General features: G+C 36.6%; 16 protein-coding genes. All 16 read right to left on the reverse strand.

Features of this window, described 5'->3' with window-relative positions:
• Positions 1 to 301 precede the first annotated feature (301 nt).
• Positions 302 to 1,528, reverse strand: coding sequence for a glycosyltransferase family protein (locus AC6RV6_RS21050; RefSeq protein ID WP_500242842.1), 1,227 nt, complete (start codon positions 1,526 to 1,528; stop codon positions 302 to 304).
• 145 nt (positions 1,529 to 1,673) lie between these two features.
• Positions 1,674 to 3,689 (reverse strand): hypothetical protein, encoded by a 2,016-nt coding sequence (locus AC6RV6_RS21055; RefSeq protein ID WP_500242843.1) that lies wholly within the window; start codon positions 3,687 to 3,689, stop codon positions 1,674 to 1,676.
• Positions 3,690 to 3,963: 274 nt separating this feature from the next.
• Positions 3,964 to 4,710 (reverse strand): ABC transporter ATP-binding protein, encoded by a 747-nt coding sequence (locus AC6RV6_RS21060; RefSeq protein WP_500242844.1) that lies wholly within the window; start codon positions 4,708 to 4,710, stop codon positions 3,964 to 3,966.
• 2 nt (positions 4,711 to 4,712) lie between these two features.
• On the reverse strand, positions 4,713 to 5,519 hold the full coding sequence (locus AC6RV6_RS21065; RefSeq protein WP_500242845.1) for an ABC transporter permease: 807 nt from the start codon (positions 5,517 to 5,519) through the stop codon (positions 4,713 to 4,715).
• 55 nt (positions 5,520 to 5,574) lie between these two features.
• On the reverse strand, positions 5,575 to 6,744 hold the full coding sequence (locus tag AC6RV6_RS21070) for a DegT/DnrJ/EryC1/StrS family aminotransferase (protein ID WP_500242846.1): 1,170 nt from the start codon (positions 6,742 to 6,744) through the stop codon (positions 5,575 to 5,577).
• 45 nt (positions 6,745 to 6,789) lie between these two features.
• Positions 6,790 to 7,383: a D-sedoheptulose-7-phosphate isomerase gene (locus AC6RV6_RS21075; protein WP_500242847.1), complete on the reverse strand. Its 594-nt coding sequence runs from the start codon at positions 7,381 to 7,383 to the stop codon at positions 6,790 to 6,792.
• A gap of 3 nt (positions 7,384 to 7,386) precedes the next feature.
• Complete coding sequence (locus AC6RV6_RS21080) at positions 7,387 to 8,400, reverse strand: GHMP family kinase ATP-binding protein (RefSeq protein WP_500242848.1); 1,014 nt, start codon at positions 8,398 to 8,400, stop codon at positions 7,387 to 7,389.
• 39 nt (positions 8,401 to 8,439) lie between these two features.
• Positions 8,440 to 9,927 (reverse strand): putative sugar O-methyltransferase, encoded by a 1,488-nt coding sequence (locus AC6RV6_RS21085; RefSeq protein WP_500242849.1) that lies wholly within the window; start codon positions 9,925 to 9,927, stop codon positions 8,440 to 8,442.
• A 95-nt stretch (positions 9,928 to 10,022) separates the two neighbouring features.
• On the reverse strand, positions 10,023 to 10,955 hold the full coding sequence (locus tag AC6RV6_RS21090) for an NAD-dependent epimerase/dehydratase family protein (RefSeq protein WP_500242850.1): 933 nt from the start codon (positions 10,953 to 10,955) through the stop codon (positions 10,023 to 10,025).
• The gene (locus tag AC6RV6_RS21095; RefSeq protein ID WP_500242851.1) at positions 10,952 to 12,082 is read right to left on the reverse strand and encodes an SGNH/GDSL hydrolase family protein; all 1,131 of its coding nucleotides are present in this window, start codon (positions 12,080 to 12,082) and stop codon (positions 10,952 to 10,954) included. The genes AC6RV6_RS21090 and AC6RV6_RS21095 overlap by 4 nt, the downstream gene beginning before the upstream one ends.
• Before the next feature lie 23 nt (positions 12,083 to 12,105).
• A complete protein-coding gene (locus AC6RV6_RS21100) occupies positions 12,106 to 13,071 on the reverse strand; it encodes a GDP-L-fucose synthase family protein (protein WP_500242852.1) in 966 nt (321 codons plus the stop codon).
• Between the two features lie 9 nt (positions 13,072 to 13,080).
• On the reverse strand, positions 13,081 to 13,617 hold the full coding sequence (locus AC6RV6_RS21105) for a hypothetical protein (protein WP_500242853.1): 537 nt from the start codon (positions 13,615 to 13,617) through the stop codon (positions 13,081 to 13,083).
• An 8-nt stretch (positions 13,618 to 13,625) separates the two neighbouring features.
• The gene (locus tag AC6RV6_RS21110) at positions 13,626 to 14,294 is read right to left on the reverse strand and encodes a thiamine pyrophosphate-dependent enzyme (protein ID WP_500242854.1); all 669 of its coding nucleotides are present in this window, start codon (positions 14,292 to 14,294) and stop codon (positions 13,626 to 13,628) included.
• Complete coding sequence (locus tag AC6RV6_RS21115; RefSeq protein WP_500242855.1) at positions 14,287 to 15,816, reverse strand: B12-binding domain-containing radical SAM protein; 1,530 nt, start codon at positions 15,814 to 15,816, stop codon at positions 14,287 to 14,289. The genes AC6RV6_RS21110 and AC6RV6_RS21115 overlap by 8 nt, the downstream gene beginning before the upstream one ends.
• 8 nt (positions 15,817 to 15,824) lie before the next feature.
• Positions 15,825 to 17,330 (reverse strand): hypothetical protein, encoded by a 1,506-nt coding sequence (locus tag AC6RV6_RS21120; protein ID WP_500242856.1) that lies wholly within the window; start codon positions 17,328 to 17,330, stop codon positions 15,825 to 15,827.
• 53 nt (positions 17,331 to 17,383) lie between these two features.
• A complete protein-coding gene (locus AC6RV6_RS21125) occupies positions 17,384 to 18,973 on the reverse strand; it encodes a radical SAM protein (RefSeq protein ID WP_500242857.1) in 1,590 nt (529 codons plus the stop codon).
• Positions 18,974 to 19,020: the final 47 nt, after the last annotated feature.

A 19,020-nucleotide genomic window follows, 5' to 3' on the forward strand; every position in this document is an offset into this window, starting at 1 on the left:
ATAATGCTTTGTAGCTTTTCAATATATTTGTTCTTACAAAACTGACCTGCTCCCACAACAACGTGCCGATCGCCTCGCTGCAAGACTGCGAGACTTAGGAGTCGATCCCGATGAGGTGGTTTAGTTGAAGCATCTTGAAAACTGGCGCGATCGTGAGGTTATTCTGAAACTTTTGTATTCACCAACAAGAGCAATCTTGCCGCTAAGTAATTATCTCAATTTACTAGTGGACTGCGATCGCTCGCATAGTTCGACTTCAGCCGTATCGTCTCGGCTGAATCTTTTTTTACACCTCATTAACTTAAAGGATCGATCCATCCGTTTGATTAATTATTTTTCGATAAATCATTTTTACGAGAGTAAAAAATGTCCGAGTTAAGTGATAGACATGACGATTGTTGAAACCAAAAATATTGAACCGTTTGAGTAAATTTATTGCCAATCTCAGGTTATTATTTTGTATCATTTTAATTGCCATTAAAATTGCAAAGAAAACCTCTAAAAATCGAAAGTAGTCGCTGCGAACAATTTCTTTCTTTTGCACAAATAATTTGTTTCCTAAAAGTTGCATCTCCAGATCGAGAAATACTCGCTCCAATGACTTCAAAGACAAGACATCGCGATTCACTTTTTCATAAGCTGCTTTTGCCATTTCTTCTCGAATGGTATCATTAGTTAGATAAAATCTAGCTTTTTCTAACAACTCTTCAAGATCGCAAAAACAATCAACTTCTCGTCCGATAGAAAAACATTGTTCCAGATGAGGAACCCATTCTGTTAAGCAAAATGAACCTAAAGCACAGATTTCAAAGGGACGACCTTTCAATTGATGAATATGTTGTCGCCAAGGCTCTAATTGAGCGATCGAATTGGGAATACTAGAGCCAGTAAAATTCAAGCATATTTTTGAGTTGGCAAAAACTTCTCTCATCTTCTGTCTGGAAATAAAACCATTTTTTGAGCCGCGACCAAATATTTCAACGCTAAAACCTGCTTCTCTCAAAGTATTTAAGTATTGGCGACGATTAGATTTATGACAATCTCCCACAAAAGCAATATCTATTTTTTTGTCTTTAATAGGAGGTAAAATGGTCAGATCGATTGTTGGTGCAGGAAAAAAGAAAGTGGGAATATCTAATTGTTCAAATATTCCCCGTCCATAAAAATCAGTAGTGATAATAGCATGAGCGGATTGTGCTTGATAAAAAGTTTGTGAGGTGCTGTATATTTCATCATCAAAACTCCAGATAACTAGGCCAATTTTTTCGGATATTTTCTTTAAAAACTCGGGAGTTAATGCCATAGAGTAATGGTAGAATGAAGCAATAACTAAACTGGATTCGCGATCGAGTCTCGAAATATACTTGAGAATCCGATCGTACATCTCATCAATGCCTAACTCTAACAATTGCTCTGTATGGTCAAATAAAGTGACTTGGCAATTTAATTGCTGTAGTGCTTTCGAGTAAGATAGAAAGAGATAGTTCTGGCGATCGGGAATAAGCCATAAAATTTCACGAATTTTCATAATTAAATTTTCTTTAATTTAGCTACTCGAACAGTAAATTCTTGAAATATTATAGTTGAGATAAGATTATCATTCAACGAACAGAAATGCTGAAGTATATATTTGAACTACCTAGAATAATTTCAGAGAAATGACAAAACACAGGTTAGAACAATCCGATTTTATTCATATCTATAATTAGCTCTTCATTTCTTAACTGTTTTTTTCTTTCTATATCATTGAATTCTCTGTAGCTTTCATCACCTAATATTATTTTAAATCGATCGTTGGCTTCTAGATATTGGTCAATTTTCTCTAGAATATTAGATTGCTTATCTGCGATAAAGAAAATTGAATAATCTTTGCTCTGAATGCGTTCAATACTGAATTCTCCTTCTCCTTGTAAAATCGCATAGAAAAAATTATCAACTTTTATAATATTAAAGCCTTTATAACCTTCTTGGATTAATTGAATTTCTCTGAAGTCTTGTCTATTTCCTTCTTGAATAATATTCTTATTACCGTGATGAGATACAACGATTTTTATTTGTTCCAGTTGCTTTAGAATAGATATCTCTGTAAAGGCAGCCGTTAGCATTTGATTAATATTCCCTGGATATGAAGAAGAGAGATAATTTAAGTCATGAATTGAATTTGCAATAATTGAACTATCCATTGGAGTTACAATCATTATCTGCCTTATATGTTCTATAGGAACTGAATTTATTTGCCCTTTTAAATAATGAATTTCTAAGGAATGATTGCGTACAAAAGTTTGAAGATAAAAGTTTGCACTAAGAAGATTAAACATACAGAAAAAAGATAGAAAATAGAATAATAATATATTACTGGATAAATTCTTAAAATATCTGGAAATTTTGGAATTAGACAGAATACTTATCAAAAAAGTTTCTAGTCCAATCAATATAGTAACAAAACAAAAAACACTTAAAGGAGCTATTGTTCTATAGTTTATCTCTGAATTGTTACTAACTAAAACAGATAGATAAGACAGAGGGATAAAGATAGCAACAATAAGATATTTATATACAATAAGCAAAATCTTGTTTTTGAAAACAGAAATATATTTTATGTCTTCTAAATATAAGATAATAAAACTCACTCCTAATACAATTACAAAGATCGCTGAAAGAAAGTTACTTTCTATATTCAGAATGTTTACTGAGTTCAAAAAAGGCACTTTGAAAAACCAGATTAATCTATCAACTATAAAAGATGGATCGAAGACAAATCTCAGGATACGAGGATCGTAAGATGAGATAAAATCATCATAAGAAAATAGTAACAATAAAGCTCTTAAAATCGAAAAATAGAGGAAATTTGAAACAAAAAATATACTTCCAACTACGATCCCTATCAATCGTAAATATGTAAATCTTATTTCCTTGTCTTTAAGAATATAAATAGCAGCAAAACATGTAAAAAAACCAGCAGAAGGTTGATATGTTGCAAGAGTTAGTATGTAGAGAATAATAGATAATATGTAAAATGAGCTAAATCTTGCATTATAGAATAATTTTTTTATCTTAATTGCTCCTTGATTTAATAAGTATTTTTCTTTCTTTTTTATAGCTTCTATCAATTTTACAGCAAGAAAAATCGAGAACATCGAGAAAATAATTCCAATTAGCATATAGGATGCCATAATCCAAGCATTGTAAACTTGAAAAGAAAAACTTGTAACAATTATTAATGCGATCGAATAAGAAAAAAGTTTATTAAATTTTAGATATATTAGAAATCTATTGATAATGAAAAAAACTATAGAAGTTAAGATGATACATATTAATCGAGCCAGATTAGCACTTTCCAAGCTATCAATCATAGAAAGCAAGGGACAAAGAAAAATATTAGCAATAGGACGACCAATACTTAAAAGAAATAGATATTGTGGATGTGTATAGCAAACTCCTTTCGGCCAAGCCCATAAATAATAGTCATCATGAAATACATAATACGATTTTATAATAGGGCTATAAGTCAGCAAAATTAAGAAGAATGCAGAAACGAAAGTCTCGATACTCTCTTTATCCCGATTTTTGTTTTTTAATAATTTCTGGTATATGCAAATAAGACATAATGCTACTACTAAACAAATTAATAAAAAAGAGCTTGTAGTGGAAAACTCCTTAACAATATTTTCAGTTGATTCAAATATCATAGTTTTTCTGATTTCAGTATTGGTGAAGTGTTGCTCATTGAATTATGAAATATCACAAACTCTAAGATAGAATTATAGAATACACGATTAAGAGAGGTTCTGACAATACTCTGAACAGTTTTGACCTCAACCCCACTTTAATTACATTATATCTCAACTATTCCGATCTATTGACCTATGGTGTTATTGCTTCCAAATTTTGTCCGGAGTATTGTTCTGAATTGTCAACATCAGAGCCTATTTGATTGAGTGATAAGTTTCCTTTAGTCTAACCTCAAATATTGTGATTTAGAGAGGATAGATAATTTTCAATCATTTGGTTTGGTTCGCCAATGTTTATGATTTTTCCTCGATCTAACCACATCGCTTGCGTACAAGAATCTCGAATAAAGTCAAGATCGTGAGAAACTAATAAGATAGTAATATTTGTTGAGTTCCAAAGTTGCTCGATTCGTTTCTTTGATTTCTCCTGAAAACTAGCATCGCCAACAGATAGAACTTCATCCAAGATAAGAATATTAGGATGAACGTCGGTTGCAATGGCAAATCCAAGTCTAGCAGCCATTCCTGATGATAGACTTTTAACAGGTGCATACTTATAATCGTGTAGCTCGGCAAACTCTAAAATTTCTTCAGTTTTGTCTCGCATATATTTCCGAGAAAAACCGAGAAATACGCCATACATTAAAATATTATCAATGACTGATAAATCTGGGTTAAAGCCAGCACCTAACTCAATTAGAGGGGCAATGCTCCCTCTCGTTCTCACTGTACCGGAAGAGGGTTGTAAAATCCCTGCGATCGCTTTGAGTAAAGTTGATTTCCCTGCACCGTTTGACCCAATAATCCCTAGTTTCTCCCCTTCATTGAGCTTAAAACTGATTTCGTTTAAAACTTTCTTTTTGACAGGATGTTTGTATTTACCTTCGATAATTGAAAATAAGGTTTGTTTGAGAGTATAAGAAAACTCTTCTTTCGTTCTTCTAAAAAGCGATACATTTTCAAGTCTGACAGATTCCATTTTTAAATTAAATCCATGTAATGAGGTTTTAAAATTTGAAAAAATATCCAACCAATGACTAAAATAATGCTGCCTGCGAGTATAGATTGAAAAATCAGAAATAGATCTGGAAATTGAGCAGAGAGAACGATCTGACGAATGCTTGCAATAATCGAGGATAAAGGATTGAGTTTGAGAATAGGTTGTACGTTTTGTGGCACGATATCGCGAGGATAAAAGACTGGCGTACTTATCCACATCAAAAAGGAAATAATTTCGTAAAAATAGTGAAGATCTCTAAAGAAAACGTATAAGGCACTCATGATATAACCAATTCCCAAACAAAGCATTGCTAAACCAATTATCGGAAATAGTAGCGCGATCGCATTGAGAATACTTTTGGAAATAATTAAGGTGACAATCAATAAGAATGGTAAAGCACCGATGCAAAACTGTACGAGGTGGGAAAAGATCATTGCGAGAGGAAAAGCTGCTACGGGAAGTTTTATCTTATTAAGCAAAGTGCCATTGATCGTAAGGCTTAAGAGTGCTTGAGATGTTGATGTGGTATAAAAATGGATGATAACTAATCCTGTAAATGCGGCCAACATATAACGAATCATTGAACCGTCATAATATTCGAGAAAAGCTTCTCCAAAAATTGTAGTATATACGCCAGTCATAATCGCAGGGTTGAGAAGCGACCAATAAATTCCCAGAAAAGACCCTCGATAGCGAATTTTGAGATTAAATTCTACCAAGGTTCGTACAATCTCAAAATATCGCTGAACACTTTCTTCGTGATAGATTTTCTCCTGAAATATTTCCATGTTTTTAAGTTGGTTTTTGCATAAATAATCTATCTTTTTGGGAAGCGTGCGATCGTTAGACTGAATTAATTAAACTACAGAGGCGATCGATTTCACGATCTTGTAAATCGGGAAAATTTCCAATATAAAACCCATAAAAGTGAATGTGTTCGACTTCTGGGAAATTATTGAGATCGTAGTTAGAAAATATTTTTTGTAGATAGGGTTGGCGTAATTGATTTCCTCCTCCGGAACTCCCTCGGCGAAACTCAATCTGAGAATCTCTCATTTTTTGCATTAGACGAACGACGAGATCGCTCTCTCGTTCTTTCAAGATTAAGTTAAAGGCATAGTTGCTACATCCTTCTAGTTTGAAATCGGTGCGGTACTTATCGCGATCGATTTTCTCTAAAAAGCGCTTTAAATTGTGATTGCGACGGATAATATTTTCATCCAATCGCTTCAGTTGACTGCGACCTAAAATTCCACCTAGTTCGGTATTGCGAACATTATAAGCGGGAAAAGCAAAAATAAAATCAGGATTGAGATCGGGATAATTTTGTTGATATTCTTGTTTAAGACCGACGCTACTGGCTTCTCTAATCATGCCATGAGAGCGCAACATTCGCAGTTGTTGATAAACGGTTTCATCGTTCGTACAAATCATTCCTCCTTCTATGGTACTCATATGGTGAGCGTAATAAAAAGAAAAATTAGATATCCAACCAAAATTTCCTAATTTTTTATTATGATGAGTTGCACCGTGAGACTCGCAAACATCTTCAATTAAAATGATTTTGCGACGATCTAGTTCTTCTAATAGTTCATCGGTTAAGGCATCAAAACCTTGAACGTGAGTAATAAAAACTGCCCGGGTATTCTCGTTCAGGTTAGCAATAACTTGCTGGCAATTCATTCCTAAAGTGTGGCGATCGATATCGACAACAACTGGGGTGAAACCATTTTGCAATACCGAGGCAATATCTGAGATCCATGTGAGAGGAGGAACAATAATTTCTCCACCCGAAGGATAGCGCAGTTTTAAAGCAGCCATCGTTAGGAGATTAGCTGAAGATCCTGAATTCACAAATACACTATATTTGACCCCCAACCATTCCGACCACTCTTCCTCAAATGCCCTGACATTGGTGGATTGAGTTAAAATTGGATCGTCTTGTTTGAGATATGCAATCAGTGCATCTAAGTCTTCTCTCAGAATATTGTTTCGCATTAAGGGTAAATTCATATCAGGCAAACAAGAGATTTACAGAAAAATTAATTGTAGGGATGTTCAGTTTAACATTTTTACATGGGTTGATTGACATAAACGAATCTCAATTTTTTCACAAATATAGTGATATAATAAAAGATGTAACTCTTGAATTCTCGGGGTATTTGTAGAGGGAACATCAATTAATATATCACAGTATTGAGCCATTTTTCCGCCACCTTTTCCCGTTAGACCGAGGGTTTTCATTCCCAGTTCTCGAGCGACTTTTACGGCACAAACGATATTTTGAGAATTCCCACTGGTGGATATTCCCCAACAAATTCCCCCAAGCTGACCGTGGGCCTCAACTTGACGAGAAAAAACCGAATCGCATTCATAATCATTGGTCCATGCTGTTAAAACCGATACATTTGCATTTAAACAAATGACATTGAGAGCATTTCTTTGGTGCAAAAACATTCCCACCAGTTCGCCGGAGATATGCAGTGCATCCGCAGCAGAACCGCCATTCCCACAAATGAGTACGGGTAATTTGCAAGATAGAGCAGAACAAAGGAGCGCGATCGCATCTTCAAGGATACCACGCTTTTCTAAATTGATAAGTTGAGAAACAAGATCGTTATGTTCTTTAAGTCTGCGATCGAAATCACTCATGGATTAGTAGCTAAACCTATTGGTAGATGAACTGGAAAAAAGAACTCGTGAACCAGCAGAATCGATTTGAAATGGTACCCAAATTTTAATTTGAGGAAGAGCATTACAGATTATTTCGTGTTTTTCTGGAGGAGCCAGAAAAAAGAAAAATCCTCCTCCACCCGCTCCCATCAATTTACCACCAAAGGCACCCGATCGCAAGGCAGTTTGATAGAGATCGTCCATCCAATCCGCAGAAATTCCTTTAGCTAAACGACGTTTTAAATGCCAGCTTTTGTCAAGTAGTTTTCCGATCGCAGTCAAAGATTCTTCTCGAGAAAAAAGATTAAGCGCTTCTTGTGCCAGAGTATGTATAGATTTAAGTTCTTCTCTTGTTTTGCCTTGTTTAATATTGTTAACTTGCTCGCGTGCGTGCTGTTCTGCGATGCGATGAATACCACTAAAACCCAATAAAATATGAGACTCTAAATACTGTAAATAATCGGGAGATACTAACAGATTGCGTGTTGTCCATTCTCCTCTAGGCTTCATCTCAATTACTTGAAAACCGCCATGTGCTGTCATAATTTGATCTTGAATACCAACGGATTCTTGTAATAAGATTTGTTCAACTTCGATTGCTTCTACGGCTAGTTGTTTTGCAGAAGGTGTGCGATATTGAAGGGCATGAAGAGCATGGAGAAGACCGACAGTAAAGGATGAACTTGAACCGATTCCCGAACGCGCAGGTAAATCCCCATCATGGTGAATTTCTACACCTTTGGAAATTTTTAAATATTCCAGACAACCGCGAACGGAAGGATGAGTGATTTTTTGATTTTCGGCAACATTTTCAATCTGGGAATAAACAATACGGCTATGATGTTCAAAGAAAGGGGGCAGGTAACGAACTGTGAGATAACAGTAATATGCCATCCCTAAAGCAATAACCAGTCCACCATGTTCTTCAAACCAAGGATTATAATCCGTTCCTCCGCCAAATAAAGACAGTCGATAAGGGGTGCGCGTAATAATCATGGGAATAGTTTAAACATTAGAAAACTGGTTTATTGGGGTTTATTCCATCAAAGCTCTGGCAATTTCTTGTTTGACTTCAATGAGTGTCTTAGCAATAATAACCCCTTCTCGTCCTCGGACATCAGCAATCGTTAAATCGATGGGACCCATCGCTTTGGGTAAACCAAAATAATTGTTTCTGTATTCTACAATATTGTAATATTGATGACTTTCTATTAATCTAGGCACTTCAGAATTCGGTATTCTTGAAATTTCTTGTTTGACTTCAGTGAGTGTCTTAGCAATAATAACCCCTTCTCGTCCTCGGACATCAGCGATCGTTAAATCGATGGGACCCATCGCTTTGGGTAAACCAAAATAATTGTTTCTGTATCCTACAATATTATAAGACTGATAACTTTCTACTAATCTAGGAACTTTGGTATAAGGACTTTCTCGTTTTTCTATCTCAATAGGACGTTTTCTGAAATAGTCGTTTTGTTCTTGATGAGCATATAGGTTTGGATAACCTTGCATGAAAGGAAAATAAGGTAACTCTCTGTCGCAAAGCTGATATCTGTAAGGGAAATACTGAGAAATAACTTGTTGGGCATCTAAATACCCTAGATATCTATTGTCTTGATTTTGTTCAAAAAAAACACCTCCTTGTTCGGTACAAATTTTAGCGATACCTTTACAGTAATTTCTTACTTGCTCTTCTCTCATCTCAGACATTGATAAGGTGTTGATAACTAGATCGGCTTTATGGTTCAATAAAACCAGATTTTCCCATTCATAATTAGGGATAAACCTAAACCCACCCAATTCTTTTTCTGGCTTTATAAGTTCTTCTAAATTACTTCTATCCACAATTTGATTATCTCTATCTGGAAATAAGAGCGAAAGGTAGATTGATGAATACAGTAGACTTTCTGGCAAATCAACTATAATATAGTTGACTTTGGGAATAGCTTTAGCGATGTAATATGCTAACCCTCCATATCCCCCTCCAATTTCTATAATTGTAGGATTGGTTGTGTTAAAAAGAGATTGAGGGTGTTTTAAGTTAAGCAAACCACAATCGTACATGATGGCCAAACGCTCTCTGTATGCTACTGTATCGTGGTTAACTAAAACATGGTCTATCCACCAACCCACTTCACTAAACTTAATGGGCGGGGTAAGAAGTTTTAGGTATGGAGGGAGTAAGTCGTTGTAAAACTTGAAAGCACTGAGTATGCTACTATATTTTTCAGCAACGGTATCATTATAGAATCGATCGATTTTGTCATTAGAATCATTCAAATTGTGGCATATATTTTCTTCTCTAAATGTGAGTAAAGGAAAGCCAGTAAACTGGCTCGCGTATAAGCGAAATCGATCCAAATGATTCCGTTCAAACATTTGCCGGGAAAGCTTATAAAATGGTTGCGTGAGAGACCAAGAAGCATCTGGAAAATCAACGCCTTCTTTAAGGGAAGTAGCTATGGACGAACGATATGCAATTGAATTCATAACTTTCTCGAACATTTCTTCAGCTACACTCATCTCGAAAGGCGTTATTAGCTCTTGGTCGTCCAAACCAACAAATCTGTACATAGTAAGTTGAAAATCTCTGAATAAATAGCCTAAAAAAATTGTTTTTAAATGTTAGAAAACTGATTTCTTCGGATAATTTGATAACCCTTGATGAGTTCTTGAATACCGCGATCGAGAGAAACTTGCGTCTTAAATCCCGTCGCTTCAATGCGATCGTTACTAACAATATAGTTGCGGCGATCAGGGTCTTTGCCAATCTCTGAAAGAATGAAGCGAAATTCCGGAACGTAACGCTGAATGGCTTCACAGAGTTCTTGTTTGCTAAGGTTAGCATCAAAAAGCCCGACATTAAAAGGCTGTCCTTTCATGGTCGAATAGTTCTCGATCGCGTGAATAAACGCATTTGCTGCATCACGAACGTGAAGGTAATTGCGTTTGAAATGCGCTTCAAAGAGAACCACAGTGCGATCGACCACAGCACGGTAGGTAAAATCATTCACGAGCAAATCTAACCGCATTCGAGGACTAATCCCAAATACCGTCGCAAAACGAAAGGTTACGCAGTCCCCTCGATCTAACAGATAGCGATCGAGATCGACTTTGAGCCGTCCATATAAAGATACCGGACGCATGGGGGTATTTTCATCGCAAAAAATACCTTGTTCTCCTACGCCATAACCACTATTGGTACAGGGAAATACGAGCATTTGTTCTGGGGATTTACACTCGGCGATAAAGCGTACTGCGTCGTGATTAATCTGTTTTGCTCCTACGGGATCGCGATCGCACAAAGGCGCTCCTGTCAAACAGGCTAAGGGTAGAATAGCGTCAAATTGGGGGACGAGTTCTTTAACCAAATCGCGATCGCGCACGTCTCCGCGAATAATCGCCAAATTGCGATCGTAGCAGCAATCCAGCAAAGGGGTTTGACCGTACATAAAGTTATCGAGAACGGTGACTTCATAACCTTTTTGCAACAGCATTGGCACTAAAACTGAGCCAATATAACCCGCACCCCCCGTGACAAGAATTTTCATGGTTCTTTTTTTCCGAATTTGGCAAACGAGTCTAATGCTATTATTTTCTCATAAATTAGATCGCTCACTAAAATTGCTTCGTTTTTTTGATAATGTCCACCTCTATAGTCTTGTTCTTTCCTTGCCAAAAAATGCGGAACAGTATTCAAGTAATTGACGTTATTTTCGCTAATAAATTTCAGAAAAGCTGTAGCACCATAATAAACAACATCCTTGGGATTTGCAAGGTCGGGATCGCTAGTCAAATAAACTAAAAGAAATTCAGCATCGTTGGTCTCCGCAATTTCTTGCATTTCCAAGAAAGTTTGACTAATTAACTTATAAGCGGGTCCTTGGCAAGAAATAGATAGATTAAAAATAACATCATCTAGCTTCAAAACTGGTATTGTATTTTCTTGTAAATCTTGTTTTGCTTCTAAATAAGTGTTCTCCAAGCTATCAATTGGAATATTTGCGATCTTTAATCCATTCTTTTTAAGTTTTAACTGTGGCTTTTTATAGTCTCTGAAGTTTAATTTCATACGAAATAGATCGTCAGAAGTAAAAGCAGTAATTACCAAATCTGGATTATAAATTTTAATACTTTCCTTTAAAGTAACATACATTTGGTCTAAACCATAACCCCCCACTGCTAGATTAACAATATTTAATCGTTTATCTTTGGCTTGTACTAAATTTGTCCAAACGTAGCGATCGTCAGCATCAATTCCAAAAGTAAAAGAGTCACCAACAATTAACACAGTATATTGTTGGGCGTTTGGTTCGTAATCTTTTAAGGCACGATGACCTTGCTTATTAGTCGTATATGTTATAGAACCAAGAGTAAGATTGAGATTGGGTTTGGGAATCCAGCCTCGATTGGGATGAAAATCATGACTGGGTTCATTGGAAATCATGCCGAAGTTATTCTCATAACGTTCGATAAAGCGATGTTTCCACCAATCAGAATGGCAAAAAGCTCGTTCAAATTGTTTGCGATCGGCAATATTCAATAATCTCTTGAATAGAGAGCTATTTTGCAATATTTTGAGACTGGAAATTTGAAAAGCAATTTCCAGAAAAGACAATGTAATGAGGCCAATCAAAGCATAGCTCGTTGATATTGTAATTAATTGTTTGAATTTCATTGGCAAGACAATATCGCAATAAACTAAGTATTGTTTGGTGCTTCATAATGCGATCGCTCTAACATTCTACCATCCAAACACCATTGATAAACTTTTTTTATTCCTTCCGCGAGAGAAGTTCGAGCAGACCAAGCAAACTTTTCTAGTTGGGAGTTATCCAATCGCTTGAGAAGCATTCCATCGGGTTTATTCGGATCGAAAATTAAAGTTCCCTCAAAACCTACAATCTCTTTAATTATTTCTGCCAATTCAGCAATACTGACTTCTTCTCCACTACCAATATTAATCGGTTGAGAGGAATGATAATTACTATCCAGCAAAAATAGTAAAGCATCTGCCAGATCGTCGCTCAATAAAAACTCTCGTTTCGGTTTACCCGTTCCCCAAATAATAACTTCTTTTGCATCATTGATTTTCGCCTCGTGAAAGCGACGAATCATCCCCGGAATAACGTGACTATCTTGGGGATGAAAATTATCGTTAATGCCGTACAAATTTGCAGGAATTGCGGTGATATAATTCGTCCCGTATTGCTGATTATATGCTAGGCACATTGCCCAGCCAGAAAGTTTGGCGATCGCATAGGGTAAATTGGTTTCTTCTAACACTCCCGTCAGCAACGATCTCTCTGACATGGGTTGAGGACAATGTTTGGGATACATGCACGAACTGCCTAAAAAAACAAGCGATTTAACCCCTGCTTTCATTGCTTGATGAATTAAATTATTTTGAATGGTTAAATTTTGATGAATGAATTCTCCTGCATAAGTTTGATTAGCTGAAATACCGCCCACTCTACCGGCTGCAATAATAATGCGATCGGGCTGTTCTCGTTGTAGAAATTCCTCTACGCATTCCGATTTCATTAAATCCAGTTCGGCACGAGTTCGCGTCATTACAGAATAGTTTGTATCTTTTATTGTACGCCTTAATAGTGCAGACCCTACAAGCCCGGTATGACCGGCAATATATAAAGTTCTTCGTTTCATTAACTTTTCCTACTTTTCGTTATAAAAATCGCCATATTCAACCACAATTGTGCTTTTTCCATCTTCGCGTTTGAGGGCAAGTTCATAAGCTGGAAAAATATCTTCTGGTTCTTCTAAACGAATGACTTCGATGGTCGTACAACAGCGAGAAATTGCTTCGGTAAAATCACCAATATGTTGATGTTGAGGGTGTAGGGGACGTTCCGAACCAATTCCAGTGCGAATAATGGCTTTAGTTTGGTATCCACCATTCGACATCATGGAAATTTTATCTAAATGGTTAACCAATTGATTGATGGCACAAAGAAGAAAGTTCCATCGGGGAAAAATACTGACTGGAATCAAGCCTGTTAAAGCCATTCCTGTCGTCATTCCCATTTGCATCTCTTCAGCAACGGGTAATTCAATTCTCTTATCTAAAGGAACTTCTTTTAAGGTATTAGTCATCGCAGTTCCTTTTACTGCGACTGCTTGACCGATGAAAACAATTCTAGGGTCTTCAGCCAAAAAATTCATCGATCGCTTGAGTTCGTCAAAATATTTCATAGTCTTGTTTAAAATTCAACCCGAATACCAGCACCAGCATGAGGATACTTCGTTTCATATCGATAATAAGTTATATACTCATCTTCTCGATTTTCAAATTCTTCAAAACTCAAATGTGGTTGATTCCAAACTTCTCGCGTGTCCGTACATACAGATTTCCCATTATCTTCAATGATAAAATGTATTGGTAGTTTGTGATTGCGACTGTATTTAATTGACTCGTAAGCAATTCCCGTTTCTGCGGTCATTTCCCCCATAAAACAGTAAACTTTACTCTCTTCACCTCTCATTTTTATAGACATCGCCGTACCGACAGAAATGGGTAAAACTCCTCCAACAATTGCCGAAGAAAAAATACGATATTCGGGAAAACAAAGAGAAATCGATCGTCCGTCCAAAATTTCTTGGCGCAATTGTTCCCTTGGCACTCCTTTTAATAAACATTGGTAATGACTTCGCCAAGAGCAGAAGACCCAATCTTGGGGACGAATCTTCTGAAATATCTGAATCATTTGCTCTTCATTGCCATAATATAAATGAACCGGGGCGCGAATTTGAGCAGAGTTGAAAAGATTGGCAATTTCTTCCTCAAAAGCAATCAAATCTTCTTTTGTTAAATTCGATCTAGTTTGCGCGATACTCCCTACCGGGAATGCTGGTGCGATCGCATCAGTCACCGAGAATCCTCCTTTTTAATTTAATCAAAGCCATCTCTTCAACATTTTTCCGTTCTTGCTGGCCAAATTTTGTCTCAACAAGGGACAAATATTTTTCATTGGTAAAATAAGTCTGCCAAGCATTATCCCGAAACTGTAAAACTTCAGCAGAACTGAGATACTTCGTTCTCAGAGGCAGGGATTCATAGCTTAAAAACGCATATCCTTCATAAGAATCTGGCAGTTCCCATTCGTTTTGTTTAGCAATATGATACATGGGACTGCCGGGTAATGCCTGACAGGGATACATATTGGCCATTTCGGTATTTAATTCGAGGGCTAAATCGAGGGTTTGCTGCATGGTTTCTAAGTTATCTTCTGGAAACCCAAAAATATAGTTACTCATAACATTAATATCGCGTTCTCGGATTTTCTGACAAACTTCACGAATATTAACATCTTGAAAACTTCCTTTAGAGACTTCTTGACGAACTGTTTGATTGCCAGCTTCGATACCCAAGGCTAACCAACCAATTCCCGCTTTTTTGAAATTATCTAAGGCGCGATCGCGCACAGTATCTACTCTAGAATAAGCCCACATTCTCAAACCAAAATCCCGATCGATTAGCCCTTGAATTAAAGGTTCATAATAGCGTCGATCTAAGAAAAACATTTCATCAGAAATGCGAATGCTACTCACTCCCATTGCTGCCAATTTTTCAAATTCCTTGAGAATAAATTCTGAACTCCAAAAACGCATTCCTTTAGAATGAGAAGCATTAATATTATCCTCGTTATCCATCCGATTAACAATATTAATCATACAAAAATCACAAGCAAAGCGACAGCCTAAAGAAGTATATATTGCTGCAAAAGGAGTCCGCTTTTGAGGATCGAATTCTGCATGCCAAAAATGAGCGCGGTAGAGATCGAGAGGCTTCTCGCGATAAGGGAGGAGATCCCAAGCATAACCCGGCAGATCGCTATCCATTCGTTCTTGAGGTACCAATTGTTCTGGAGAATTAAGAATAGGATACCCTTCCTGTTTATAACCAATACCTTTAACTTTACCGAGATCGCTTTTCAGGTCGGTTCTCAAGAGATTTTGCAGGGCATAAACTCCTTCATTTAAAAGGATGAAATCAACACAAGACAAAGCAAGAACTTCTTTGGGTAAGGCACTGGTATGGGAACCAACAAAGCAGATGGAAAAACCCGGTTTACTTGCCTTTAAGTCTTCGGCTAATTGATTTGCGCCAATCATATTGATGGTACCGGAATTGGGAGTTGAACCATAGATGACAAAACAAACCAAGCGAGGATTGGCTTCCTCGATCCGGGTTACAGCGCGATCGTTGCTCAAACGTTCAGCAACACAATCGAGAATCGAAACATTAAAACCATTAGAACGGCAAGCCTGCGCTAATAATAATGCCCAAGTTGGCGGTTCAATAGCAGAATAAGTCTTGGCTAAATCTTGATAAGCTTTAGCAGAGGAATTTGGATTAACGAATAAAACATCGAGGATTAATTTTTTGTTCATATTATTTGTTAGGAATCAAAAAGAATGTCTATCAGTTTTTTAATATAACCTTTTATTGCAACTTTAATTTTATTGATACCGAGGTACAATTGAGAACTGCGATTGGATTTTGCTTTGTACTTTTTAATTTGGCGACACACGGTTGCTTCGCTCTCACCAATAAAAGAAGCTGAATAATCTTGCTTTTCAACGCGTTGGAGACTAAACTCTCCTTCTCCTTCAGGAATCCCATAGTATTTCTGATTTAATTCTAGGATATTAAAGCCTTTATAGGCTTTTCTAATTTCCTTAATTTGAGCAGGCGATGAAAGATTATACTCAGCAATTTGACGATACACATCTGCTTCGCTTTCACTGGTGAAAAAAACTGAATAATTTTGCTTCTCAAAGCGTTGGAGGCTAAAACCTCCTTCTCCTTGAGGAATGGCATAGTATTTCTCTTCGAGTTCTAGAATATTAAAGCCTTGATGAGCTTCTTCAATTAACTGAAGACCTTCCATACTTTTACTTTTGTAGTATTTTTTATGTATGGGGTCTTCCTGTTGAATCAAGTATTCTCGATAAGTTTTGATTTGTTCTTCTCGGATAGCATTACTGGCCTTTGCTCCTGCAACTAATTCGTCAATTTTATAGGATATAAAAGCATTGTAAGAGTCTGGTGAGTCTGATAAGACTGGAAGATAAGAATTGATTGTATTTTGAGTATAGCGGGCAAAATCAACAGGAATAAAACCTTGTCGGTAGCTTCTGTATGTCCGAATGGGACTTCCATAAGGCCATTTGAATTGCTGAGGGATGTATACTTCGTGGGTAAAATCTTCTTCTGATAGATTTGTGCTATTTTCAACATATTTTATATCGAGACTCGAATGATTTTTTTGCATATTTGCTAGAGCAACTTGACGACATTTTGTAAATTTTCCTGAAAAAAATATTTTAGGTTTACTTTGTAAATTTTTGTTGAGAAATTTGTTTTCTTCAAAGAAGGGTTCAATCGCAAAAGTAGGAATTCCAAAGTATTTATAGGGTTCGACTAAATCTTGACAAGGTGCGATGACGGCTGTAAAATAATGGGAGTTTTTTTCAAATTCTTCTGCTCTATTGACATAAAAATAAAGTAGATCGATTTGGATGTCGAAATAGCGATCGAGAATTTTCAGAAATAATGAATTGGTCAATAATCCTCTAGATCTTTTCGGGAGGCTTCGCAACCAAAATGAAGCGACGAGATCTCGATTGTGAAAGGTATCAAAATATAAAACTTCCTTAAAAAACTTCGTCCATTCTGTAGCAACAAAAATAATGACTACACCAGCAGATGCTAAAATTCTAATCTCATCGGATTCATTAGGAATATTACCATCAATGAGATAGTTATGGGAATCTGCTCGATAGGCATCTCCCATCGTAACGGATTCGTAAAGCGAATTCAGCAGGTCGAGAAGATAGTCTACATAGCTTGCTATTCCTCTATGTTTTCCGTGGGATAAAACAATATTGGCTTGGTTTAACATGATTGTTCAAGAGAGTTTGCGTTAAGGAGTAATTCGCTCATTCAATAAGGAGACTAGCCGAATAATCTGAAGATGCGATTGACTCCTTTTTTGAAGGTAGTTTTGAGAATATTTTCAGGATGGGGATGCGATCGCATCCAATACTCTGTAATTTGCTGGTGCAGGGTTGATTCGCTATCTGTCTTAAAGGATACTGAATAATCTTGTTTTTCCACGCGATCGCGGCTAAATTCTCCTTCTCCTTGGGGAATTGCATAAAATTGATTCCCCATTTTCAAAAGATTAAATCCTCGTTCGTTCTCAGCAATTAATTGAATTTCAGCATTTACGCGATCGCTTAATATTCGATCGCGCAAGTTAGATTCATCCTCTGCTTGGTAAAAAATAGAATAATCCTGCTTTTCAATGCGATCGAGGCTAAATTCTCCTTCTCCTTGGGGAACTCCATAAAATTGCTTCCCCACTTTCAAAAAATTAAATCCTCGATAGCCTTCGTCAATTAATTGAATTTCGGCATTAGACGGGTCTGTCAAAAGGTGTTGCGAGATAAAGTAATCGGGTTCTTCATAATCAATCGTTTGAAAATTAATGCCAAACTTAAAATAATCGCAAATATTACATTGCTTTGGACTAGCAATGAGTTGCGATATAATTTGACTGCGTTCCGATGAATTCCAAATTTCCTCAAATGTGTTTTCATAGAGGTTGCCAACCTTGATACTTTTGCAGATATAAACATTAGCATCGTAATCAATTCTTACTGTTGTCAAGGGAGCGCTACAAGTCTTATGGGGAATGATAGACTTTCCATAACCGTAATAATGATACAATGACGGAATTCTTCCCATCATTCGCTGCTTGTTGACCGCGATCGCACTTGGTGGTACAAAATAATCTGCATATTTTTCTCTGACTTCAGGTTTGGCAAAATAGGGAGACATGAGACTAATTTTCAAACCTTTTTTCACCAGATAATCCGTCGCCATTTCTAGAGATTTATTGAAGTCCTCTCTAACATCAAAGAGAGAATTTTCAACAAAGAATGGTTCTTGCTCTCGAGCGACCATTGCAATCAGGTTGAGAGTATGAACTCCCATTGATTCCCAGAGATCGATCGCTGGAATAATTTCATCCATATTGTATTTACAGACTGTAAAATTGATAATAAATGTAGTCTCTGAATTGTGCTGCTGCTTGATGAGATTTTGAATATTTGAGATAACCCGTTCGTAGCGCGATCGTTGACGAATATATTCATACTTCTCTTGACTTGCACCATCAAAGGATAAGTTAACAATATTGAGCCGCGCATTGTAGAGGTTGCTAAATTTGTCTGGAGATAAATTGAAACCATTCGTGACTAAACTAATCCGAGCATTCTCTTTATTCAGAAAACCAATCAGTTCATTAAAGGATGGGTGAATCGTTGGTTCAAATACCGAACCCAAAGAAACATCTTTATCTCGAACAAATCCCCAATCAATTCTCTTGCTATCTATAAATTTAGGAAGATTTTTGTCCTTCATATAGGTGACATGACACATCCGACAACGAAGGTTACAACCATAGGCAGGCTCTAAATCAATAAATAATGGTTTGCTAGAGGAAGCAAGATCGGATTGGAAAAAAGGATTGTCATTCATTGGTTTATCAGGGAGTAGAGTCGCTCGAAAGAATGAATAGAGAAAAT

The organism is Spirulina sp. LEGE 11439, from assembly GCF_059821285.1.

What these genes read in the sequence shown, in the direction of transcription:
- AC6RV6_RS21085 (WP_500242849.1), bottom strand. Translation starts at nt 9,927, where the DNA reads ATGAGTGTAGCTGAAGAAATGTTCGAGAAAGTTATGAATTCAATTGCA.
- AC6RV6_RS21100 (WP_500242852.1), bottom strand. Translation starts at nt 13,071, where the DNA reads ATGAAACGAAGAACTTTATATATTGCCGGTCATACCGGGCTTGTAGGG.
- AC6RV6_RS21050 (WP_500242842.1), bottom strand. Translation starts at nt 1,528, where the DNA reads ATGAAAATTCGTGAAATTTTATGGCTTATTCCCGATCGCCAGAACTAT.
- AC6RV6_RS21080 (WP_500242848.1), bottom strand. Translation starts at nt 8,400, where the DNA reads ATGATTATTACGCGCACCCCTTATCGACTGTCTTTATTTGGCGGAGGA.
- AC6RV6_RS21125 (WP_500242857.1), bottom strand. Translation starts at nt 18,973, where the DNA reads ATGAATGACAATCCTTTTTTCCAATCCGATCTTGCTTCCTCTAGCAAA.
- AC6RV6_RS21120 (WP_500242856.1), bottom strand. Translation starts at nt 17,330, where the DNA reads ATGTTAAACCAAGCCAATATTGTTTTATCCCACGGAAAACATAGAGGA.
- AC6RV6_RS21115 (WP_500242855.1), bottom strand. Translation starts at nt 15,816, where the DNA reads ATGAACAAAAAATTAATCCTCGATGTTTTATTCGTTAATCCAAATTCC.
- AC6RV6_RS21075 (WP_500242847.1), bottom strand. Translation starts at nt 7,383, where the DNA reads ATGAGTGATTTCGATCGCAGACTTAAAGAACATAACGATCTTGTTTCT.
- AC6RV6_RS21090 (WP_500242850.1), bottom strand. Translation starts at nt 10,955, where the DNA reads ATGAAAATTCTTGTCACGGGGGGTGCGGGTTATATTGGCTCAGTTTTA.
- AC6RV6_RS21105 (WP_500242853.1), bottom strand. Translation starts at nt 13,617, where the DNA reads ATGAAATATTTTGACGAACTCAAGCGATCGATGAATTTTTTGGCTGAA.
- AC6RV6_RS21095 (WP_500242851.1), bottom strand. Translation starts at nt 12,082, where the DNA reads ATGAAATTCAAACAATTAATTACAATATCAACGAGCTATGCTTTGATT.
- AC6RV6_RS21065 (WP_500242845.1), bottom strand. Translation starts at nt 5,519, where the DNA reads ATGGAAATATTTCAGGAGAAAATCTATCACGAAGAAAGTGTTCAGCGA.
- AC6RV6_RS21055 (WP_500242843.1), bottom strand. Translation starts at nt 3,689, where the DNA reads ATGATATTTGAATCAACTGAAAATATTGTTAAGGAGTTTTCCACTACA.
- AC6RV6_RS21070 (WP_500242846.1), bottom strand. Translation starts at nt 6,744, where the DNA reads ATGAATTTACCCTTAATGCGAAACAATATTCTGAGAGAAGACTTAGAT.
- AC6RV6_RS21060 (WP_500242844.1), bottom strand. Translation starts at nt 4,710, where the DNA reads ATGGAATCTGTCAGACTTGAAAATGTATCGCTTTTTAGAAGAACGAAA.